The following is a 21,495-nucleotide window of genomic DNA, read 5'->3' as shown; positions in this document are numbered from 1 at the left end:
GAACGCTCGACCCCGACCCACCCTCGACCTCAAGACCCCAGCACAGGCCCTGAACAAATTCCTGACCAAAGTTGCTTAGACCGCTTGACTTTGGGTCGGTTTTCAGGTGGGAAACGTCACTGTCGATGATCAACAGAATTCCTCGACGCCCCGGCGGGGTGCAGAACCGGTCGGGAAGGACTACCGGCGGCGACGACCGCCCGAACCGGCGCCCGGGCGCGAGATGGACCGACCGCAAGAACCCGCCCGCCCTTTGCTGCGTCTTTTCCGGCCGTCAGGCCGAAACCGGCGGGGTCGGGTTGGCCCCCTTCGACGGGCTCAGGACGACGCTTCGACAGGCTCAGGGAACGAACATCCGAACCCTGGACATCTTATACCCCCCTGGGGTATATCTATCTTCATGAGCACCATTGAGGGGACGAGCTCCCCGGCCCGCGATTCGGGCCCCAAGCGCGTTGTCCGGGCGGTCGCCCGACGGTGGCCGGCGATCGCCGGTGCCGCCGTGGCGCTGCTCACCGTCGTGCCGGTCCTGCGGCTCGGCACCGTCAACGACGTGGCGGCCGTGGTCACGGCCTCGGCGTTGGTCTACCTCGGCGCCGCCGCGCTCGGTCTGCGCGGCGCGGCCTGGCCGGTCTTCGGAGTCAGCTTCGTGCTGATGACGATCGGCTTCTTCGTGCCCGGCTTCAACCCGTCCTGGGTGATGATCGCGATCGCGGCGGCACTGTTGATCTTCGGAGTGGTGCGCGGGCGATGGCGGCCGACGCACGGCCTTCCGTTGCAGCTCGCGGCGCTGGTGATCTTGGGCCCGGTCGCCCTGATCGCCGCCGGGGTCGACCCGCGGGTGTCCGGAGTCCTGATCGCGGCCGGCCTGTTCGCCCACGCCGGCTGGGATCTGTACCACCACCGCAAGGACCGGGTCGTGGTCCAGTCGATGGCCGAATTCTGCCTGGTCCTCGACACCGTCCTAGCCATCGCCGTCCTCTTCCTCGCCTTCCGCTGACCCCCCACCGCCCCCTCCCACCCGAGTTGTCAGAACTGAGTAGCTCTATAGCGCACCTCAGTTCTGACAAGTCGGCAGGAAAGGGGGTCAGTCCGGCGGGTCGGGGTCCGGGTCGGCGGCGGCGGCGAGGAGGTCGGAGCGGTGGGCGAGGGTTGCGCGGTCGCGGCCCTGGCGGTGCCCACGCTCGATCTCGGCGGCGTCGATCAGCCGCCAGGCCGGCATCCCGAGCGGATGGATCCCGCGATCGGCCAGCAGCCGATCAAGATCATCCCGATCATGGTCGGCGACCAGCTCACCATCGGCGATGTCGGTGAGCAGCGAGGTGACGGTCTCGACGGCGTCGGACTTGTTGGTGCCGATCACCCCGGTCGGCCCGCGCTTGATCCAGCCGGTGACGTACTCGCCGGTGGCGAACGATCCGTCGCGGATCACCCGGCCCTCCGCGTGCGGCACCCGGGCGATCTCGGGATCGTACGGGACGCCGGGCAGCGCCGTGCCGCGATAGCCGACGGAGCGGACCACCAGGTCGGCCGGCAGTTCGGGGCCCGGGCCGGCGGAGAGCAGCCGGCCGGTCGAGTCGATCATGGTCCGCTCGGTGATCACCGAGGCGACGCGGCCCTCGCCGGCCAGCCGCACCGGCCGGGTCCAGAAGTGGAAGTGGATCCGCCGGGCCGCCGTCCCGTCCGACCGCTCGGCCCAGCCCGACAGCACGGCCAGGTTCCGCGCCGCGACCTTGCCGATGGTCGCCGGGTCGATCGCATGATCGAACGGGTCGATCACGATGTCGACCCCGTCCAGGTCACCGAGCTCTCGCAGTTCCTTGGTGGTGAAGGAGGTGTTCGCCGGGCCGCGCCGGCCGAGCACGTGCACGTCCGTCACCGCCCGGTCGTCCAGCGCGGTGAGCACCTCCTCGGCCATGTCGGTCCGGGCCAGGTCGGCGGTCGGCCGGATCAGGATCCGGACCACGTCCAAGGCCACGTTGCCGACTCCGACGACGACCGCCGACCGGGTGCTGGCGACCAGCCGGGAGGCCTGCTCGGCATCGATCCCCGCCGGCTCCGGCCCGGTGATCGCCGGCGACTCCAGATCCGGGTGGACGTCGGGATGGCCGCAATACCAGGCGACCAGCTCGGCCGCGGCGATGCTGCCGTCCAGATCTTCGCCGGGGATGTCCAGCCGGCGGTCGCTGGCCGCGCCGTAGGCGTAGATCACGGCGTCGACCGAGCCGCGAAGCTCGTCGATGGTCACATCCCGGCCGACCGTCACGTCACCGTAGAACCGCACCTCGGGCCGGCTCAGCGTCCGCTCCAGCGTGTTGCGGATCGACCGGATCGACGGATGGTCCGGCGCGACCCCGTAGCGGACGAGGCCGAACGGCACCGGCAGCCGGTCCAGCACCGCGACCGACACCGCGACGTCGCTCTGCTGGCACAGGGCCTCCGCCGCGTAGATCCCCGATGGTCCGGAACCGATGATCGCGACGACGAAGGGCCTCATCGGGTCAGGTTATCCGCACATCAGGACCGCGAATCGGGATTTTGATCACTGTCGTCGCCGCGCCCGTACCGGCAGGGTTAGGGTCGGTGACCGACGATCACTCTTGATCACGTCGCTGGGAGGCGATTCGATGTCCAGACCGCACATCCTCTTCGTCGGGATCGACGGCGTCCGCTACGACACCCTGCTGGAGCAGCAGACTCCGGCCCTGGACCGGGTCGCCGCGGACGGATTCCTGCAGGACCTGCAGGTCAACGCCTCGGGCCCGACGATCTCCGGGCCGAGCTGGTCGACCATGGTCTCCGGGGTGCTGCCGCCGACGCACCGGATCTTCGACAACAACCTGACCGATCATGATCTTGGACGGTATCCGGACTTCATCACCCTGGCCGGCCGGGCGTTCCCGGAGGTGCAGACCTTCGCCGGCGCCGACTGGGAACCGCTGGTGAGCAGCCACAGCGGCGGCCCGATCTTCGCCGGCGGCGGCTTCCTGTCCGACCGAAGGCGAGGCAAGAAGGCGACCGCCGACGACTGGCATGTCGGTGATCAACAGGTCGCCGACCGGGCCACCGAGCAGCTCGCCGGGCTGGCGTCGGAGCCGGGATCGATCACCTTCGTCTATCAGCACGGCGTCGACACGGCCGGGCACCGGGAGGGCGTGGGCGAGCGTTACCGGGAGTTCATCGACGCCTCGGATCGCCGACTGGACCAACTGTTGCGCGCGGTCGACGAGCGTCCGACCCGCGATCACGAGGACTGGTTGATCATCATCGCGACCGATCACGGCCACATCGACGAGGGCGGTCACGGCGGCGATCATCCGGCCGAACGGACCGCCTGGATCGCCGCCAGCGGCACCGGAGTCCCGGCCACCGACGAGCCGTTGATCTTGGAGCAGGCCGACGTCGCCGGCCACGTGCACCACGTGCTCGGCCTGACCGATCAGCCTCCGGAGTTCGTCGGCCTCCCCTTCGGCACCCGCACCGAGCCCGCCCGCGGCTAGCCCCCACCGACTTGTCAGAACTGAGTAGCCCTATGGCACAACTCAGTTCTGACAAGTCGGTGAGGTTGGCTCGGTCAGTAGCGGATGCAGGCCGTCCGGAGGTCGGTGTAGAAGTTCCAGGTGTCCGGGGAACACTCGGCGGCGCCCAGTTGGGAGGCCTTGGCGCCCAGGTGCGGCAGGTGGGCATAGGCGCCGACGCCCGGGCGGTTGACGTGCAGCATCCCGGCGTCGAGCACGTTCAGCGCCTGGAACATCGCGGCCTGGTCGGTGGTGAAGATCGTCGCCGACATCCCGTACCGGACCGAGTTCGAGATCTCCACCGCCTGGTCGAAGCCGTCGCAGTCGATCACCGCGAGCACCGGGCCGAAGATCTCCTCCTGCGCCAGCTCGCTGTCCCGGTCGACCTCGCTCAGCACGGTCGGCTCGACGTAGAACCCGTCGACGGGCCGCCCGTCCCGCTGCACCCGGGCCGAGCCACCGCCACATCGTACGGTCGCGCCGGCGGTGACGGCGCGGTCGACCGCGTCCAGGCAGGCGTCACGGCGGACGTCGTTGATCACCGGGCCCAGGTCGGTCCCGTCCGAGCCACCCGGGCCGACCCGCAGCCCGGTGGCGCGGTCGACGACCCGGCGCAGCAGCTCCTCCTTGACCGACCGGTCGACGATCACCCGGCTGGTGGCACTGCACCGTTGCCCACTCTGGCCGAACGCGCCGTGGACGATCGCCGTGGCGGCCGCGTCGAGATCGGCGTCGGCGAGCACGATCACCGCGTTCTTGCCGCCGAGCTCGAGTTGGGTCCGGAGCAGCCGCTCGGCCCCGGCGGTGTTGATCGCCTGCCCGACCGGCAAGGAGCCGGTGAACGAGATCCCGGCGACCCGATGATCATCGACCAGCGCGGCTCCCGGGTCGCGATCACCCTGCACCAGGTTGAGCACCCCGGCGGGCACTCCGGCCCGGTCGAACGCGTCGACCAGCAGCGCTGCGGTCAGCGGGGTCAGCGGCGACGGTTTCAGCACCGCGGTGCACCCGGCGACCAGGGCCGGTGCCACCTTCCAGACCGGGATGGCCAGCGGGAAGTTCCACGGCGTGATCAGCCCGACCACGCCGATCGGCCGCCGGAACGTCAGCGCCAGCGTGCGTGGTTCCTCGGCCGGCGTGGTGATCCCGTTCAGCCGGCGTCCCTCACCGGCGATGAACTCCATGATCGCCAGCGCCCGCTCGACCTCGCCCCGAGCGTCGCCGAGCCGCTTGCCCTGCTCCCGGGTGATCGCCGCCGCGAAGGTCTCGGCCTCGGCCTCGATCAACCGGGCCGCCCGCCGCACGATCGCGGCCCGCTCGATCGGACCCACCGCCTCCCAGCCGGTCCGCGCCGCCCACGCCGCGTCGATCGCCGCGGTCGCCTCGGCGGCGGTCGATTCGGCGAACTCGCCCAGCGGATCGGCGAGATCGGCCGGATTGACGTTGGTGCGGCTGCCGGTCGCCGTCGCCCAGGCACCGGCGACGAAGTTGTGCCGGAGCCGGTCCGGGATGGGTTCAGTCATTCCGGCCTCCGGTGAGGCCGGTGGTGGCGACCCAGAACGCGTCGTAGTTGTGCACGCAGGCCGGTTCGGCGATGTCCTGATCAAGATCATCCGGCCGGTCCAGGCGGCGGTTGATCAAGAACGGGATGTTGAGCTCCCCCAGCGCACCGTGTGATCGCAGCGGCGCGTCGAGCTGACCGAGGTCGTGCCAGGCCGGGTAGCGGCCGAGGGCGTACCCCTTGTCGGCCAGCACCACCAGGTCGCCGATCCGGTCGGCCGGCAACGCGTACCGGTCGGCCGCGTCGGCGCGGGTGTGCACGGCCTGGACGCCCTCGAACCGGGCCAGCGCGCTGCCGACGACGGCCGGATCGGCCCCGGCCGGCAGGTAGACGCTGGCGAACGAGCCGAGCGCGCCGTGATGCACGGTGTACGGATCGGTGATCGGCAGGATCACCCGGGCCGCACCGGTGGCGAGCAGTCGGTTGGTCTCCTCCTCGACGTAGATCACCCGCGGCCGGCCGACCGGGTCGCTCTTGGCGCTCATCCCGTGATCGGCGGTGATCACCACTACCGCACCGAGCGCGTCCAGCTGGCCGGCGTAGTTGTCGATCATGGCGTAGAAGTCGTTCGCCACCGCCGTTCCGGGCGCGTGCTTGTGCTGGATGTAGTCGGTCAGTGACAGGAACATCAGGTCCGGCCGGCGGTCGTCGAGCAACTTCACCCCGGCGGCCAGGACGAACTCGCTCAGGTCGGCCGAATAGACCGGCGGCACCGGCCGGCCCACGTAGACCAGGACATCGCCGATGCCGTTGTCCGCGACCGTCGCCTGGTCCGCCTTCTCGGCCGAGAAGCAGATCCCGCGCCGGGTCGGCTCGACGAACGTCGCGCCGCCGTCCAGCGCGGGCCCCGACTCGACCAGGCCGGCGCCGAGCAGCCGGCGCAGCTTGTCCTTGGCGGTGACGACGGCGACGTCGTGGCCGGCGGCCGTCGCGGCGGCGAAGATCGTCGGGATCCGCAGGAAGGCCTTGTCGTTCATCAACACCTCCTCCCCGGAGTCCGGGTCGAGGATGTAGTTGCCGCTGATCCCGTGATCACGCGGCGGCCGGCCGGTCGCGATCGACACGTTGTTGGGATTGGTCAACGCCGGCATCGCGCTGTGCGCCGGCCAGTCGCTGAACCCGTCCGGGCTTGCTTTCGCCAGCCAGGGCATCCGGCCGGCGGCCAGCGCCAGCTCGTGGTAGGCGGGCTCGCTGCCGTCGATGCAGATCACGATCACCGGTTCGGCCGGCGGCCGGTATTCCCTGCCGTTGACGGTGAAGGGCTGCCGTGTCATGGACGTTCTCCTTGTTCGCGTACGGTCACTGGCCGAAACTCGGCACCGAGTCGAGCAACTCTTGGGTGTAGCGGTGCCGCGGGGCCGAGAACAGTTCGGCGGCCGGGGCCGCCTCGACGATCACGCCGTCCTGCATCACCGCAACTTGATCGGCCACGTGCCGGATCACGCCGAGGTTGTGCGAGATGAACAGGAACGAGACCCCGGCCGATTCCTTCAGGCCCATCATCAGATTGAGCACGTGCGCCTGCACGGTGACGTCCAACGCCGACGTGCACTCGTCTGCGACGATCAAGGCCGGTTTCGTCGCCAACGCCCGGGCCAGGCCGACTCGCTGTCGCTGACCGCCCGACAGCTGGTACGGACGCCGGCCGAGCGCATCCGGCGGCAGGTCCATCGTGGCCAACAATTCGGCGCTGAACTCCTCGATCCCGGACCGGGGCACGATCCGCGAGATGATCATCGGCTCGGCCAGGATCTGCCGGACCGTCATCGACGGATCGAGGGAGTTGTTCGGGTCCTGGAAGACCATCTGGATCCTCGGCTCGTTCCTGACCACGCCGCCTCGGCCGACCAGCTCCCGGCCGTCGAAGATCACCGAGCCGCGGCGGACCGCGGCCAGTCCGAGCACCGCGCGGGCGATCGTGGTCTTCCCCGAGCCGGACTCGCCGACCAGGCCGAAGATCTGGTTCCGGCCGACCGCCAGCGAGACGTCGCGGACCACGTCGCGCTGCCGCGACCCGCCGCGGAGCAGGTTTGACCCGAGCCGGTACGAGATCGTCACCTCCCGCAGCTCCAGCAGCGGATCCGCCGGCCCGCTCATCGCAGCCCGGCCACGAAACGGCGGGAGACCAGGTGATCATCGGCGACCCGGACGAGCTCGGCGTGCTCGCGCTGCTCCGGGTCGAACCGGCCGATCCGCGGGTCGAGCTCCCGACCGGCCAACACATCCGCCTTGGTGATCAGCCGACTGCCGGGAGCCACGCTCAGCGTCGGCACCGAACTGATCAACAACCGGGTGTACGGATGCCGCGGGTCCGCGATCACCGACCGGGACCGGCCGGACTCGACGATCGATCCGTCGTACATCACCGCGATCCGGTCGGAGTGGGTGGCGACCACGCTCAGATCGTGAGTGATCAACAGCACCCCGAGCCCGTCGGATCGCAGCTCGTCCAGCAGTCGGAGGATGCCCCGCTGCACGGTCACGTCCAGCGCCGTGGTCGGTTCGTCGGCGATCAGGAACCGGGGCCGCCCGGCCAGCGCCATGGCGATCATGATCCGCTGCAGCTGCCCGCCGGACAGCTGATGCGGATAGCTGCCGAAGCGCTCGACGGGTCGGTGGATGCCGACCCGCTCCAGCAGGTCCAGGGACCGGGACCGGGCCTCCGCCGCGGCGACCTGCTGGTGCGCCCGGACCGACTCGATCAACTGCCGGCCCACCGTCCGGATCGGGTTCAGCGCGGTCCACGGGTCCTGGAAGATGATCGACACCGCACTCCCCCGCAGCGCGTCGAAGTCGGTGTCCCGGGCGGACGCCAGGTCCAGTTCGTGGCGCGGTCCGGCCGTCGCCGGATCGGCCGGTCCGATCCGGAGTGTCCCGCTGACCGTGAAGGCCGAGGCCGCGTGCCAGGAGGTGAGCAGGCCGAGGATGCTCAGCGCGGTGATCGACTTCCCGCTGCCCGACTCGCCGACGATCGCCAGCGTCCGCGACTCCTCGACCGTGATCGACAGCCCGCTGACCAGGGTCCGGTCGGGCCCGTCACCGCGGACCGTGATCGTCAGGTCGGAGACCGAGAGGCTCATCGTGATCACCTAATCCGCGAACCGAAGCTGGACCCGCGACCGGAGCCACTCGCCGATCACGTGGACGCAGTAGGCCATCAGCACCAGCACCGCGCTCGGCACCATCGACGACCACGGGTTCGTCGCCAGATAGGTCCGGCCCTCCCCGATCATCTGGCCCAGCGTCGCGGTCGGCGGCTGCACCCCGATGCCGATGAACGACAACGCCGACTCGAGCAACATCACCGGCGGAAAGCTGAGCACCATCAGCACGATGTAGTAGGACACCGTGTTCGGCAGCACGTGGCGCAGGATGATCCGCAGCGACGGTGCGCCGTACGAGCGGGCCGCGTCGACGAACGGCTGCTCCCGCGCGCTCAGCACCAGCCCGCGGATCACCCGGGCGTAGGTCTCCCAGCGGGCCAGCCCGATGAAGATCATCAGGACGCCGATGCCGCGGCCGAACATGACCAGCCCGACCAGGATCAGCAGGGTCAGCGGCACCGACTGCTGGAAGTTCACCGCGAGCATCACGATCCGGTCCCAGACGCCGCCGAAGAAGCCGGCGGTCAGCCCGAGGGTGAGCCCGACCAGGCTGCCGACGATCAGGCCGACCGCCGCGATCAGCAGGCTGGTCCGCGTCCCGTGCAGCACCCGGGTCAGGGTGTCCCGGCCGAGGGCGTCGGCGCCCAACAGGTTGGCCGAGCCGGGGTCGAGGAAGATCGGCAGCGCGTTCCGGCTGGTCAACAGGGTCCGGTCCGGATCGAACGGCGACAGCAGATCGGCCAGCAGGGCGGCGACGATCACGACGGCCAACGCGACGGCACAGAACCGGGTCCAGCCGCTCATCGAGCCGATCATGCGATCCCCCGGGTCCGGCCGATCCGTGGATCGATGATCAGATAGCCGATGTCCAGCAGGTAGTTGATCGTGATCACGATCAACGAAACGGTGACCACCGAGAACTGGATCACCGGGAAGTCCCGGTTGATCACCGAGTCGACCAGCAGGGTGCCCATTCCGGGCCAGGAGAAGATCGTCTCGATCACCATCGTGCCGGACAGGATGTCGACGACGATCATGCCGATCTGGGTGATCACCGGGACCCCGGTGTTGGGGAACACGTGCCCCCAGACCACCGCGCGGCGACCGGTGCCCCGGCTGATCGCGGTGACCACGAAGTCCTGGTGCAGGGTTTCTCGCATGCTGTTGTCGACGTAGCGCGACAGCGACACGATCGAGCCGATCGACAGGCAGATCACCGGCATCACGTAGTGCGCGGGAGTGGTCGCGCCCTGGGTCGGCAGCGCGTTCAGCACGAAGCCGAAGGTCAGGATCATCACCAGCGAGAGGACGAAGCCGGGCACCGCGTAGAGCACCGACATCACGTGGCTCAGGGCCCGGACCAGCCGCAGCCGCGGGTAGAGGGCGAGCACCATCCCGACCCCGACCCCGACGACCACGCTGAAGATCAGCGAGAACACCCCGAGCTTCAGGGTCTCGGCCAGCCGCGGGAAGAAGACGTCGGTCACCGGCCGGCGTTCGACCAGGCTCATCCCGAAGTCCCCGCCGAACGCGTTGCGTAGATAGAGCAGGAACTGCTCCGGATAGCTGCGGTCCAGCCCGTACTTGGCGTTGTACTGGTCCAGCTGACCCGGCTCGAGACCGTCCGGATACATCAGATCGAACGGATTGCCAGTCGCCCGGGCGGCGAGGAAGACGAAGATCAGCACCAGCAGCGCCGTGATCGCGCTGACCAGCGCGCGCGAACCCAGGAACCTCAGCACCCGTCCATCCCGATCATGAACAGCCCGATCATGAACACCCGATCAGGTCGAGGTCTCGGCGACGTCGCCGTTGCGGAAGGAGAGGCAGTACGGCCGCAGGTTCGGCGACTGGATGTAGTCGATGTTGGCCCGCATGCCCAGCGACTCGTACGGCTTGAACAGGTAGATGAACGGAGTCTGGGCCCGGTAGAAGTCGAAGATCTCGCCCAGCGCCGTCTTCCGTTCCGCCTCGTCCTGCCCGTATCGCATCCGGTTGAAGGCGTCGGTGTAGGCCTCGGTCGGGACGAAGTGCTTGACGTTCGCCGCCTCGCCCTCGGGCGCCCAGTGACGTTCGATCATGCCCATCGGGTCGGGATAGTAGAGCGGATTGGACCAGGTCCTGATCTCCAGCCCGGGATCGTCGTCCGGGATGTCGTCGACCTGGATCAGCTTGGCGGTAACACCGACATCGGCCCACATGTCCACGACGGCCTGAGCCACCAGGTCGGCATAGGTGTAGTAGTTGGTGTCGTTGTAGATCTCGATCACCTCACCGGCATAGCCGGACTCGCCGACCAACTGCTTGGCCCGCTCCGGATCGAAGCCGATGTCCTTACGGTCCGGGAACTTCAGCGCGTCGGCGTAGCTGTCGAACTGATACGAGGTCGCGGCCTCGGCCTTGCCGTTCCAGATCGAACTGACGATGGCGTCGCGGTCGATCGCGTAGTCCATCGCGGCCCGGAGTTTCGGGTCGGTCAGCGCCGGGTTGGACATGTTGAGCCGGTACAAGTGATAGAGCTCGAGCACGCCGCCGACCAGCTTGATCCGCTGATCACCGGCCAGCAATGTCTCCTGGTCCGGCGGGATGTTGGTGATGAAGTCGACCTCGTCGTTCTTCAGCGCGGTGATCCGGGACGCGATCTCCGGGATCGACAGGTACGTGATCTTGGTGTACGGAGGCTTCCCGGACCAGTGATCGGGCACCGCCTCCAAGATCAACGACACGTCCGGGGTGTACTCGACCACCTGGTACGGCCCGGTCGCCACCGGCTTGTTGGACGCCGCGTCCAGGCCGACCTCGGTGGTGTACTTCTTCGCCGAGATCCCGGAGTTGGGATCCGACAGCAGATGCTCCAGCAGCGGTTCCGGCCGCTTGGTGGTGGCCCGCACCGTGTGCTCGTCCACCGCGGTGAACTCGGTGATGTTGGCCAGCAGGTAGGCGTACGCGGTGGCGTAGCTCGGGTCCTCCTTCTTGATCACCCGGTTCATCGAGTAGGCGACGTCCGCGGCGGTGAACGGGCTGCCGTCGTGGAACGTGACGTCGTCCCGGAGCTCGAACTCCCAGACCAGGTCCTCGATCTGCTCCCACTTCGTGGCCAGCCCCGGCTTGAACGAGGCAGTCTCGGCCTTGGTGTCCCGCGCGATCAGCGTGTCGTAGATGTTGTGGTAGGCCTGGATGCCGGAGTTGGACACCGACCCGTTGGCGTCCAGTGTCCCCGGCAGCGACTGGACCCCGATCCGCAACTCGGTCCGGGCCGCCATCCCCTCGGCGGTTCCGGAGCCGTTGCAGGAGGTGGTCGCCAGAGTGGCCGCGGCTCCGGCCGTCAGCCCGAGCCCCAGCAACGACCGGCGGCTCAGCGGTGACTCGCTCATGATCATGTCCCGTCGACTTCGATCTGTTGATCACTCGTACCGCAGCGGCGTCCGCTGCGCCGGGTTGATCTTGAGTATTCGCGCGCCGCCGAAACCCCGTCAATGCGGCTTTGGTGATGACCTGATAACGGATCACCACCCTGCTGGAACCCGTCACTAGTAGGGTCTGCGCATGGCCGTGACGCTGCAGCAGTTGGAGATCTTCCGCGCCGTCGCGCGCAACTTGTCCTTCTCGGTGGCGGCCAAGGAGGTGTACACCTCCCAGCCCCACGTCTCGAACCAGATCCGCAAGCTGGAGGAGCACTACCGGGTGCCGCTGTTCATCCGGTCCCGGCCCGGCATCGCGCTGACCGAGGCCGGCGTGGCGTTGTACGAGCGGATCAACATCATCCTGTCCGACATCGAGGAGGCCGAGCAGGTCATCCAGCAGTTCCGGGGGCTGCAGCGCGGCACGGTCCGGCTGGCCGCGACCGCCAGCCCCGGCAACCACGTCATCCCGGGGATCGTCGCCGAGTTCCAGCGCAAGCATCCCGAGGTGATGGTCCGGATGCAGGTCTCGAACACCGAGGACGTGCTGGAGCGGGTCGACCGGGACGAGGCCGAGCTGGCGATCACGCCGCGCCGACCGGAGTGGGGCGACCTGGAGAGCGAGTCGCTCTATGCCGAGGATCTGGTGGTGATCTTCCCCTCGACCATGACCCTGCCGGATCCCCTGTCGGTGGCCGAATTCGCCGAGCTGCCGCAGGTGGTCCGCGAGGACGGATCGCTGACCTGGGAGATCATGCGGGAGCTGGTGGAAGATCACGACCCGCGGATCGTCGCGCAACTCGGCGGCACCACCGCGGTGAACGAGGCGGTGGCGGCCGGGCTCGGGGTGTCGCTGGTGCCGGAGACCTCGGCCAAGGCGTGGCTCGACGCCGGCTCGGTACAGATCCGTCGGCTGACCGACGCCCAGCCACAGCACCACTTCTTCCTGATCCACTCACCGCAGCGGTACGTGACGCCGGCCACCCGGGCGCTGATCGAACACCTGCGGGAATGGGCGGCGAGCGCCCCTTTCGGCCAGCGCCCGTGATCACCGGGTGATCGCTCGGCTCACCGGGTGATCACCCCATTGCTCATTGCACATTGCCGCTCCGGAACCCGCTGGGCACACTGATCCGCACGACCGCTGGTCGTGATCATGAGTCGAACGGAGCAGTCATGTCGCACGCCGAGGCGCCTTGTCGTCGGCCGGTCGGCGCCTCGGGCGGCGTCCGGGTCGCCGTCTTCGACTCCGGTGCGGTGACCCTGCGCGACCTCGACCTGCCGGACCGGAGCCCGGGCGAGCTCGACGTGGACATCACCGCGGCCGCGATCTGCGGCTCCGACCTGCACACCGTGCTGGGCCACCGGCCGGCGCCGCCGGCGACGGCGCTCGGGCACGAGGGGGTGGGGCGGATCCGGTCGGCCGATCCGGGCGCGACCGACCTGCGCGGCGAACCGCTGCGGCCCGGAGACCGGGTCGTGCTGTCGATGATCCGCTCCTGCGGCGCCTGTGACCGGTGCCGGTCCGGGCTGACGATGAAGTGCCGCAACCTGTTCAAGTACGGGCACGCCTCGGTGACCGAGCCGCCCCTGGCGACCGGCACCCTCGCCACCCTGGTCCGGCTCAGCCCGAGGGTGCCGCTGTTGCGGATCCCGGACCAGGTCGACGATTCGATCATGGTCCCGGCCGGCTGCGCGACGGCGACCGCGGCCGCCGTGGTCGCGGCCGCGGCTCCGGCCGGCGACGAGTCGGTGTTGATCTTCGGCGCCGGCGCGGTCGGCTTCTACTGTGCCGCCATGTTCGCCGGACTCGGTTGCGCCGTTCAGGTCCGGGACCCGTCGGCGGCCCGGCTGGGCCTGTTGGCCGGCACCGGGGCCCAACCGGATGACGGTCGGCAGCGCCCGTACCCGATCGTCGTCGAGGCCTCGGGCAGTCCGGCCGCCTTCGCCGACGCCCTGGCCGCCGCCGACGTCGGCGGCCTGGTGGTCGGCGCCGGCTCGGTCAGCGTGGCCGCCGGCACGATCACCGTCGACCCGGCGCTGCTGGTGACCCGGCGGCTCCGGTTCAGCGGGGTGCACAACTACACGCCGGCCGAATTCGCCACCGCGGTCGACTGGCTCACCGCACACGGCCGGCGACTCGGCCTGGAACGCCTGCTCTCACCGCCGGTGCCGCTGGCCCGGATCGACGAGGCCTTCACCCTGATGCGGGCCGGGACCTACGCCCGAGTGCTGGTCCGCCCCTGACCTTCGATGATCGAGTCGACCGGGCTTGCCGATCCGGTCGGCCGGGCGGACACTGCGATCATGAACGGCACCCGGAAGACCCAGGCCGGCGACGGCGATGTCGCGGCCTATCTCGGCTCGATCACCGACGACCGGCGCCGGTCCGACGCCACCGACATGGTCGAGTTGATGCGCACCGTGACCGGCGCCGAGCCGGTGCTCTGGGGCGACTCGATCGTCGGATTCGGCCAGCAGACCTACACCACCGCCGACGGCAAGGAACGGAGCTGGTTCGCGGTCGGGCTGTCGGCCCGCAAGGCCGCGCTCACCCTCTACGGCCTGACCTACTACGAGAGCAACGCCGACCTGCTGGAGCGTCTCGGCCCGCACAAGACCGGCAAGGGCTGCCTCTACCTGACCCGCCTGGACCGAGTCGACCAGTCCGCCCTGACCGAACTCATCGAACGCTCCTGGCACACCAACAGCGACTGACCGGTTCATCCCCGTCGAGAGTGACGAAAACGACGCGCCCCGGGTCGGGACGCGTCGTTTTCTGCACACTCGATGCCGATGGGTCAGGCCGGCTGCTCGGCCTTCGCCTCGGAATCCTGGCGTGCGTTGCCGTTGCCGTTGTTGTCGGAGTTGCCGCCGCTGTTGCCGCCGCGGGAACGGGAGCGACCGCCGCGACCGCGGCCGCCACCACCGCCACTCTTGTGCTCGCGGGCGCCGCCGTCGGGCTGGGACTGCGTCTCGACCGGGAGGTCGTGCAGTTCGAGGCCGCGGCCGTTGCAGTGCGGGCACGGGGTGCTGAACGCCTCGAGCAGGCCGGTGCCGATCCGCTTGCGGGTCAGCTGGACCAGGCCGAGGCTGGTCACCTCGGCGACCTGGTGCCGGGTCCGGTCGCGGCCGAGGCACTCGACCAGCCGGCGTAGCAGCAGTTCCCGGTTGCTCGGCAACACCATGTCGATGAAGTCGATCACGATGATGCCGCCGATGTCGCGCAGCCGGAGCTGGCGGACGATCTCCTCGGCCGCTTCCAGGTTGTTGCTGGTGACGGTGGCCTCGAGGTTGCCGCCGGTGCCGGTGAACTTGCCGGTGTTGACGTCGATCACCGTCATCGCCTCGGTCCGGTCGATGATCAACGACCCGCCGGAGGGCAGGAACACCTTGCGCTCCAGGGCCTTGGCGATCTGCTCGTCCAGCCGGTATTCGGCGAACAGGTCGCCGTCCTCGGCCCCCTCGTAGCGCTTCATCCGGTCGGCCAGATGCGGCGCGACATGGCCGACGTAGCCCTGGATCACGTCGTAGGAGTCGGCCTGGCTGCCGTTGCCCTGGACGATCAACTCGGCGAAGTCCTCGGTGAAGAGGTCACGCACGATCCGGACCGTGAGGTCCGGCTCGCCGTACAGCAGCTGCGGCGCACTGCCGGACTTGACCTTCTTCTCGATGTCCTCCCACTGCGCCCGCAGCCGGTTGACGTCGCGGACCAGTTCGTCCTCGCTGGCACCTTCGGCGGCGGTCCGGACGACCACGCTGGCGTCGTCGGGGACCAGCTCGCCGAGGATGTCCTTGAGCCGCTTCCGTTCGGTGTCGGGCAGCTTGCGCGAGATGCCGGACAGGTGGCCGCCGGGCGCGTACACGACGTAACGGCCGGGGATGGTCACATGGTTGGTCAGCCGGGCACCCTTGGCGCCGACCGGGTCCTTGGAGACCTGGACCAGGATCGGCTGGCCGGACTTCAGCACCTTTTCGACCTTGCGGTCCTCGCCGCTGACATGGAACGACTCCCAGTCGACCTCGCCCGCATACAGGACGGCGTTGCGGCCGCGGCCGATGTCGATGAACGCCGCCTCCATCGACGGCAGGACGTTCTGCACCCGGCCGAGGTAGACGTTGCCGATCAGCGACGCCGCCGACTCGCGGTCGACGTAGTGCTCGACCAGGACGTCGTCCTCCAGGACGGCGATCTGGGTCAGGTCGTCGCGCTGCCGGATCACCATCTTGCGGGTGACCGACTCGCGTCGGGACAGGAACTCGGCCTCGGACAGGATCGGCGCCCGCCGCCGGCCGGCCTCCCGGCCCTCCCGCCGGCGCTGCCGCTTGGCCTCCATCCGGGTCGAACCGTCGATGCCGGTGACCTCGGACTTGGCGTCCCGGCGGCTCCGCGAGGCGGAGCTCGAGCTGGAGCCGGAAGTCGAGTCGTCGCCGTCCTCACCGCGACGACGCCGACGACGCCGACGCCGCCGGGTCCCGTCGCCCTCGGATTCGCCGTCGGCGGCCTCGCCGTCGCCGCTGTCGGACCCCTCGGCCTGATCGGTCGACTCGGTCGCGGCCGCCGCTCCGGCCTCCGCCTCGTCGTCGCTGTCGTCTCCGTCACCCGAGCCGTTGCGACGGCGACGCCGACCGCCACGCCGACGGCGCCGACGGCGATGACCGTCCGGTACGTCGTCGCCCGCGTCATCGGAATCGTCCGTCGCGGCCTCGGCCGTCTCGTCGTCCTCGGTCTCCGCCTCGGGTTGGCCGAGCAGGGCGGCCACGGCCTCCGCGATCGGATCCGCGCCCTCGGCTGCCGCAGTCTCGTCGGTCTGGGCCTGGTCAGCCGGGGCCGGCTCGGCCGTCTCGTCGGTGTCGGTCTCGGCCGTCGGTGCCGGCGCGGGCTCCTCGACGGTCGGGTCCTCCGCAGAAAGCAGGTCCGCAGCCGGTTCATCCGCAGTCGGTACGGCGATCACCGGCTCGATCGCCGGCTCCTCGACCGTGGCCGGCTCCGCGGGAACCTTCGCCGCGGCCTTCTTGCTGGCGCGCTTACGGGCGGGTCGGCTCTCGGCCTCCGGCTCCGCTGCTGCCTTCTTGGTCCGCCGGCGCGTCGCCTTCTTCGGCGTCTCGGCCACGGCGGCTTCGGCCTCGGCCACGGCCGGCTCAGCGACAACAGTCGCGGGGGCAACGGGCTCGGGCGCAACGGGCTCGGGGGCAACGGGCTCGGGCGCAGCGGCCTCGGCGACCGCCGGTTCGGGGGGAGCCGCCTTGGCAGCGGCGGCCTTCTTGGTGGTGCGGCGGCTGGCCGCCTTCTTCGCCGTCCGCTTGGCCGGGGCCGGCGCGGACTCGGGCTCGGGTGTGGCGGCGGCCGGTTCGGCCGGGGTCTCGGCCGTCGTGTCGGTCGGTACGGTCACGTCCAGGGCCGGTGCCGTGCTCGGCGGGCCGGCCGGTCGGGTGGCCGCGCGGCGCCGGCGGGCGGGCTTCTTGGCTACCGGCTCGGCGGGCGAATCGCCGACCGGCGACTCGAACAGCGTGGTCGGTTCGTTGGGTAGATCCTTGTCGGGCTCATGATCGAGCATCCAGACTCCTTCAGGGCACGTTTCGAACGCGCCTGCTCGTCAGCTGCTCCGGCCAGGGCCGGGCTGCGAAAGCTTGCAGTGGTCGACTCCCGGGTTGGCCTCCCGCGGTCGCATAGCCAGGCGCAACCTGGCGGTACGTCGCGGTGAAGGTGCCCAACACCTGACGCCTCGAGCTGTCACCTCGGTGCGTCATCGGGTCGAATCCTGGCGCCGGTTGGCGCCTTGGACATGGTCCAGTATTCCACACCAGGCCGAATTTCCCGATCAGGGCGGGCCGGAACGGGTGTGGCGGAGCCGCCGCCTAGGCGGAATACAGCTTGGTCCGGTACTGCTCGCCGTAGTAGACGGCGAGCTCCTCCATCGAGGCGTCCGGGCGCTCCAACTGCTTGGCGATCTCGGCCCGGGACGGCACCGGATCCTGCCACGAATCCGGCTCCCACAGCCGGGACCGGAGGAAGGCCTTGGCGCAGTGGTGGAAGACCTCGTCGATCTCCACCACCAGGGCCAGCACGGGCCGGTGGCCCTTGACCTCCATCCGATCGAAGAACTCGGCGTCGGAGACCAGGCGGGCCCGGCCGTTGACCCGGAGCGTGTCGGGGCGGCCGGGGATCAGGAAGATCAGCCCGACGTGCGGGTTGCTCAGGATGTTGCGGTAGCCGTCGACGCGTCGGTTACCGGGACGCTCGGCGATCGCGATGGTCGTGTCGTCGATGACGTACGCGAGCCGGCCGGCGGGATCGCCCTTCGGCGAGACGTCGCAGTTGCCGTCGGTGTCGGAGGTCGCGACCAGGCAGAACGGCGCGGCCTCCAGCCAGGCCCGGTCGAGCTCGTGCAGGGCCGGCCGCACCTTGTCCCGGACCCGCTGGAGCGGGGTTCCGATCAGGTCCTCGAGCTGCTCGACGTCGGTGATCTCGGTCCACGCGCTCTTTCCGGTGGTCTCCATGACCGCTACGGTAATCGGCCGATCGCCGCCCGTCGCGTACCAGCTCTCAACTGGCCCGGCCGTCGCCCGGCGGTCCGTCCTCGGCGGTCTCGTCGTCGGACCGGCCGACCAACTCGAAACCGGCCTCGGCCAGGTCCGCGGACAGCTCGTCGGTGATCATCAGCTCCTCATCCAGCTGGTGCGTCCGGTACGCGGTGCGGGCGACCATGTGGGCGGCGACCGGAGCGGTCAGCAACTGCAGCGCGGCGACCAGGATCAGCAGCCCGGTCACGGCGGGCTGACGCAGGGTCAGCCCCAGCCCGGCCAGCACGCAGAGCAGGCCCAGGGTCTGCGGCTTGGTCGCCGCGTGCATCCGGCTCAGCACGTCCGGCAGCCGCAGCAGTCCGATCGCCGCGGTCAGACAGAGCAGCGAGCCGAGCAACAGCAGGACGGCGCCGGCGATGTCCATGATCATGGTCGCGACCTCGTTCATCGACCGTCCTCCTCACGCGGGTCGGCCTCGATCTGCACGTCCCACTTGACCGCCTTGTCGCGGTCGGACACGAACCGGGCGATGCTCAGCGAGCCGGCGAACCCGATCAGCGCCAGCACCAAGATCACCGGCAGCGTCGTGGTGTGCCGGTGGATCATCGCCTCGGTGGCCAGCGCCGCGATCACGATCGCGATCGTCACGTCGGCGGCGATCACCCGGTCCAGGGTGCGCGGCCCCTTCGACATCCTGATCAAGGTGAGGACGGCGGCGATGCCGAGCAGCACGACGCTGACGGCGAGGATCACGGTGACGATCATGGTGCCTCCCGATCGGTCAGCAGGGCCCGCTCCTCGGCGCTGCCGAGCGATCGCAGCACCCAGGCCTCGGCCGTGCGGACCTCCCGCCGGACCCGGTCCAGGTCGGCCTCGTCGGTCACGTCGAGCACGTGCAGATAGAGCGTCCGGCTCGATCGGCGGGCCTCGATCACGATGCTGCCCGGCACCAGCGACACCAGTTCGGCGGTCAGCGTCTGGTAGAGATCGGAGTCCGACCGCAGCTGGACCCGGACGATCGCGGCCCGCGGCGGGCGGCCCGGTCGCAGGATGGTGCGGGTCACCTCGAAGCTGGCGACGACAAGATCACCGAGCAACCGGAGCAGCGTCCAGAGCAGGGCGAGCGGCCGGATCCGGCCGGTGTACGGGATCGGCGGCAGCGGGAAGAGCAGGGTGACCAGCAGCCCGACCAACAGCCCGCTGAGCACGATCAGCAGCGAGAGCTCACCCCAGAGCACGATCCAGACGACCGCCAACACGATGATCGTGGCCGGCTGCAATCCGTTCCGACGCGGCGGCAGCTCCGGCTCGTCCGGACCGGTCATCTCACCTCACTCCTTCCGGCAGCACGGCCTGCAGGTACGGCTGCCGCAGCAGCATGTCGCCGGCGGCGCGCTCGGCGTAGCCGTACAGCGGACCGGCGATGAAGGTGATCGCGAGGCCGATCAGGACCAGGAACGCGGCGGTGATCACCATCCCGCGCGGCAGCTCGATCCGGCCGCGGCGGACGGTCAGCGTCCCCTCCCGGGCCGGCGCCCCGTCCGGCACCGAGCGCCAGAACGCCCGGTTCCACACCTTGGCCATCGCGTACAGCGTGAGCAGGCTGGTCAGCACTCCCCCGGCCACCAGCACGTACGCCAGCGGGGTGCCGACCGCCACGCCGGCACCGAGCAGGCCGAGCTTGCCGACGAAGCCGGACAGCGGCGGGATCCCGGCCAGGTTCATCGCCGGGACGAAGAACAGCACGCCGAGCAGCGGCGACAGAGCGGCCAGGCCGCCCAGGTCGTTCAGCGAGGTGCTGCCGCCGCGGCGCTCGATCAGGCCGGTGACCAAGAACAAGGTGGTCTGGATGGTGATGTGGTGGGCGGTGTAGAAGATCGCGCCGGCGTAGCCGCCGGTGCTGGCCAGCGCCACGCCGAAGATCATGTAGCCGATGTGGCTGACCAGGGTGAAGGAGAGCATCCGCTTGATCTCGGACTGGGCGACCGCGCCCAGGATGCCGATGATCATGGTCAACAGCGCCGCCCACATCAGCAGCCCGGTCAGCGGACTGTCCGGGAACAGCACGGTCTGGGTGCGGATGATCGCGTACACGCCGACCTTGGTCAGTAAACCGGCGAACACCGCCGTGACCGGGGCCGGCGCGGTCGGATAGGAGTCGGGCAGCCAGGCCGACAGCGGGAAGACTGCCGCCTTGATCGCGAACACGGTCAGCAGCAGCAGTTGCAGGATCAGTTGCAGCTGGTCCGGCAGCTCGGCCAGCCGGCCGGCCAGCTGGGCCAGGTTGACCGTCCCGGTGGCGGCGTAGATCACCGCGATCGCGACCAGGAACAGGAGCGAGGACAGCAAGTTGACCACCACGTAGGTGGTGCCGGCCCGGATCCGCTCACCGGTGCCACCGAGGGTGAGCAGCACGTAGGACGCGAAGAGCAGGATCTCGAAGCCGACGAACAGGTTGAAGAGATCGCCGGCCAGGAAGGCATTCGAGACGCCGGCCGAGAGCACCAGGAAGGTCGGGTGGAAGATCGAGACCGGGGTCTCCCGCTTCCGCTCCTCCAGGTCGGACCCCATGGCGAAGATCAACACCGTCAGCGTGACCAGCGACGACACGATCAACATCAGCGCCGACATCCGGTCGGCGACCAGCGCGATGCCGAGCGGCGGCGGCCAGGCCCCGACCCAGAGCACGATCGGCCCCACCGCGTCGGTGAGATAGATCAGCACGCCCTCGATCGCCAGCACGAGCAGCATCACCGTGGTCGACACGATCCGCTGGATCTTCGGATACCGGCTCAACGCCAGCGCGATCCCGGCCCCGAGGAGCGGCAGCAACACCGGCAACGGCAGCAGATTATTCACCCCGCTCACCCCCAACCCCCGACTTGTCAGAACCAGGGGACGCCAGAGCGTCCCCTGGTTCTGACAGGTCGGGGTCTTCGGGGCGGGCGTCTTCGGAGATGATCACTCGTTCGTCCTCCGACGGCACCGAGGTGTCGGCCTCGTCGTAGGACGCCGAGGCCAGGTCGGCGTCGGCCAGCTCACGGATCTTGCGGTCCTCGACGTCGTCGGCGACCTCGTCGTTCCCGTTCAGCTGGAAGCTGCGGTACGCCAGCGTGAGCAGGAAGGCAGTGGTCCCGAGGGTGATCACGATCGCGGTCAGCACCATCGCCTGCGGCAACGGGTCGCTCATCTGATCCGCCGGCGTCAGCTTGATGATCGGCGCGCCGCCGGCCGCGCCGGAGGCGACCAGGAACAGCAGGTTGACCCCGTTGCCGGCCAGCAGCACGCCGACCAGGATCCGGGTCAGCGAGCGCTCCAGCAACAGATAGACGCCGGCCGTGATCAACACGCCGCCGACGATGATCAACGTCAGGTTGGGTTCCATC

20 protein-coding genes are annotated in these 21,495 nt (G+C 69.6%); 5 read left to right on the top strand and 15 right to left on the bottom strand.

Annotated features, from left to right (window positions below; all coding sequences use genetic code 11):
- Positions 1-400: 400 nt before the first annotated feature.
- Positions 401-1,000: a hypothetical protein gene (locus FNH24_RS22310; RefSeq protein ID WP_217428420.1), complete on the top strand. Its 600-nt coding sequence runs from the start codon at positions 401-403 to the stop codon at positions 998-1,000.
- An 87-nt stretch (positions 1,001-1,087) separates the two neighbouring features.
- On the opposite strand, the gene FNH24_RS22305 is transcribed toward FNH24_RS22310, so the two are convergent.
- The gene (locus FNH24_RS22305) at positions 1,088-2,497 is read right to left on the bottom strand and encodes an FAD-dependent oxidoreductase (RefSeq protein WP_152364445.1); all 1,410 of its coding nucleotides are present in this window, start codon (positions 2,495-2,497) and stop codon (positions 1,088-1,090) included.
- A gap of 130 nt (positions 2,498-2,627) precedes the next feature.
- On the opposite strand from FNH24_RS22305, the gene FNH24_RS22300 reads away from it, so the two are divergent.
- A complete protein-coding gene (locus tag FNH24_RS22300) occupies positions 2,628-3,500 on the top strand; it encodes an alkaline phosphatase family protein (protein ID WP_161606262.1) in 873 nt (290 codons plus the stop codon).
- 74 nt (positions 3,501-3,574) lie between these two features.
- Here the strand turns inward: FNH24_RS22300 and FNH24_RS22295 are convergent, their stop codons facing one another.
- The 7 genes from FNH24_RS22295 to FNH24_RS22265 are packed head-to-tail and all read right to left on the bottom strand — an operon-like array spanning position 3,575 to position 11,557.
- Positions 3,575-5,041: an aldehyde dehydrogenase family protein gene (locus FNH24_RS22295; RefSeq protein WP_152364443.1), complete on the bottom strand. Its 1,467-nt coding sequence runs from the start codon at positions 5,039-5,041 to the stop codon at positions 3,575-3,577.
- Positions 5,034-6,353 (bottom strand): phosphonoacetate hydrolase, encoded by a 1,320-nt coding sequence (gene phnA, locus FNH24_RS22290; protein ID WP_152364442.1) that lies wholly within the window; start codon positions 6,351-6,353, stop codon positions 5,034-5,036. The genes FNH24_RS22295 and phnA overlap by 8 nt, the downstream gene beginning before the upstream one ends.
- 25 nt (positions 6,354-6,378) lie before the next feature.
- Positions 6,379-7,176: an ABC transporter ATP-binding protein gene (locus tag FNH24_RS22285; RefSeq protein ID WP_152364441.1), complete on the bottom strand. Its 798-nt coding sequence runs from the start codon at positions 7,174-7,176 to the stop codon at positions 6,379-6,381.
- Positions 7,173-8,159, bottom strand: coding sequence for an ABC transporter ATP-binding protein (locus FNH24_RS22280; protein WP_152364440.1), 987 nt, complete (start codon positions 8,157-8,159; stop codon positions 7,173-7,175). Before FNH24_RS22280 ends, FNH24_RS22285 begins: the two co-directional genes overlap by 4 nt.
- A gap of 9 nt (positions 8,160-8,168) precedes the next feature.
- Positions 8,169-8,987: an ABC transporter permease gene (locus FNH24_RS22275; protein WP_152364439.1), complete on the bottom strand. Its 819-nt coding sequence runs from the start codon at positions 8,985-8,987 to the stop codon at positions 8,169-8,171.
- A gap of 8 nt (positions 8,988-8,995) precedes the next feature.
- Entirely contained in the window at positions 8,996-9,925 is a 930-nt protein-coding gene (locus tag FNH24_RS22270; protein ID WP_152364438.1) for an ABC transporter permease, read from the bottom strand.
- A 42-nt stretch (positions 9,926-9,967) separates the two neighbouring features.
- Positions 9,968-11,557, bottom strand: coding sequence for an ABC transporter substrate-binding protein (locus FNH24_RS22265; RefSeq protein ID WP_161606261.1), 1,590 nt, complete (start codon positions 11,555-11,557; stop codon positions 9,968-9,970).
- A gap of 172 nt (positions 11,558-11,729) precedes the next feature.
- Between FNH24_RS22265 and FNH24_RS22260 the strand changes: the two genes are divergently transcribed.
- The 3 genes from FNH24_RS22260 (at position 11,730) to FNH24_RS22250 (ending at position 14,302) form a co-directional block, all read left to right on the top strand.
- The gene (locus FNH24_RS22260; protein ID WP_152364436.1) at positions 11,730-12,632 is read left to right on the top strand and encodes a LysR family transcriptional regulator; all 903 of its coding nucleotides are present in this window, start codon (positions 11,730-11,732) and stop codon (positions 12,630-12,632) included.
- Positions 12,633-12,760: 128 nt separating this feature from the next.
- Positions 12,761-13,831 (top strand): alcohol dehydrogenase catalytic domain-containing protein, encoded by a 1,071-nt coding sequence (locus tag FNH24_RS22255; protein WP_152364435.1) that lies wholly within the window; start codon positions 12,761-12,763, stop codon positions 13,829-13,831.
- A 60-nt stretch (positions 13,832-13,891) separates the two neighbouring features.
- On the top strand, positions 13,892-14,302 hold the full coding sequence (locus FNH24_RS22250) for a DUF1801 domain-containing protein (protein ID WP_152364434.1): 411 nt from the start codon (positions 13,892-13,894) through the stop codon (positions 14,300-14,302).
- Positions 14,303-14,385: 83 nt separating this feature from the next.
- Here the strand turns inward: FNH24_RS22250 and FNH24_RS22245 are convergent, their stop codons facing one another.
- From FNH24_RS22245 to FNH24_RS22215, 7 genes are all read right to left on the bottom strand, one after another.
- Positions 14,386-17,142 carry an Rne/Rng family ribonuclease gene (locus FNH24_RS22245; protein ID WP_152364433.1) on the bottom strand — a complete coding sequence of 919 codons (2,757 nt, stop codon included), beginning with the start codon at positions 17,140-17,142 and terminating at the stop codon, positions 14,386-14,388.
- Positions 17,143-17,443: 301 nt separating this feature from the next.
- Positions 17,444-18,085 (bottom strand): pyridoxamine 5'-phosphate oxidase family protein, encoded by a 642-nt coding sequence (locus FNH24_RS22240; protein ID WP_152364432.1) that lies wholly within the window; start codon positions 18,083-18,085, stop codon positions 17,444-17,446.
- A 46-nt stretch (positions 18,086-18,131) separates the two neighbouring features.
- Positions 18,132-18,557 carry a monovalent cation/H(+) antiporter subunit G gene (gene mnhG, locus FNH24_RS22235; protein ID WP_175047908.1) on the bottom strand — a complete coding sequence of 142 codons (426 nt, stop codon included), beginning with the start codon at positions 18,555-18,557 and terminating at the stop codon, positions 18,132-18,134.
- Positions 18,554-18,874: an MrpF/PhaF family protein gene (locus tag FNH24_RS22230; protein WP_152364431.1), complete on the bottom strand. Its 321-nt coding sequence runs from the start codon at positions 18,872-18,874 to the stop codon at positions 18,554-18,556. Before FNH24_RS22230 ends, mnhG begins: the two co-directional genes overlap by 4 nt.
- Complete coding sequence (locus tag FNH24_RS22225; protein WP_152364430.1) at positions 18,871-19,434, bottom strand: Na+/H+ antiporter subunit E; 564 nt, start codon at positions 19,432-19,434, stop codon at positions 18,871-18,873. Before FNH24_RS22225 ends, FNH24_RS22230 begins: the two co-directional genes overlap by 4 nt.
- A 1-nt stretch (position 19,435) precedes the next feature.
- A complete protein-coding gene (locus FNH24_RS22220; protein ID WP_246187020.1) occupies positions 19,436-20,977 on the bottom strand; it encodes a Na+/H+ antiporter subunit D in 1,542 nt (513 codons plus the stop codon).
- Positions 20,961-21,494 (bottom strand): Na(+)/H(+) antiporter subunit C, encoded by a 534-nt coding sequence (locus FNH24_RS22215; RefSeq protein WP_175047907.1) that lies wholly within the window; start codon positions 21,492-21,494, stop codon positions 20,961-20,963. The genes FNH24_RS22220 and FNH24_RS22215 overlap by 17 nt, the downstream gene beginning before the upstream one ends.
- Position 21,495 lies beyond the last annotated feature (1 nt).

Source organism: Microlunatus speluncae (assembly GCF_009299835.1).
Classification (GTDB): domain Bacteria; phylum Actinomycetota; class Actinomycetes; order Propionibacteriales; family Propionibacteriaceae; genus Microlunatus; species Microlunatus speluncae.
The sequence above is the reverse complement of the archived record's forward strand: the minus strand, read 5'-3'. Positions and strand labels throughout refer to the sequence as shown.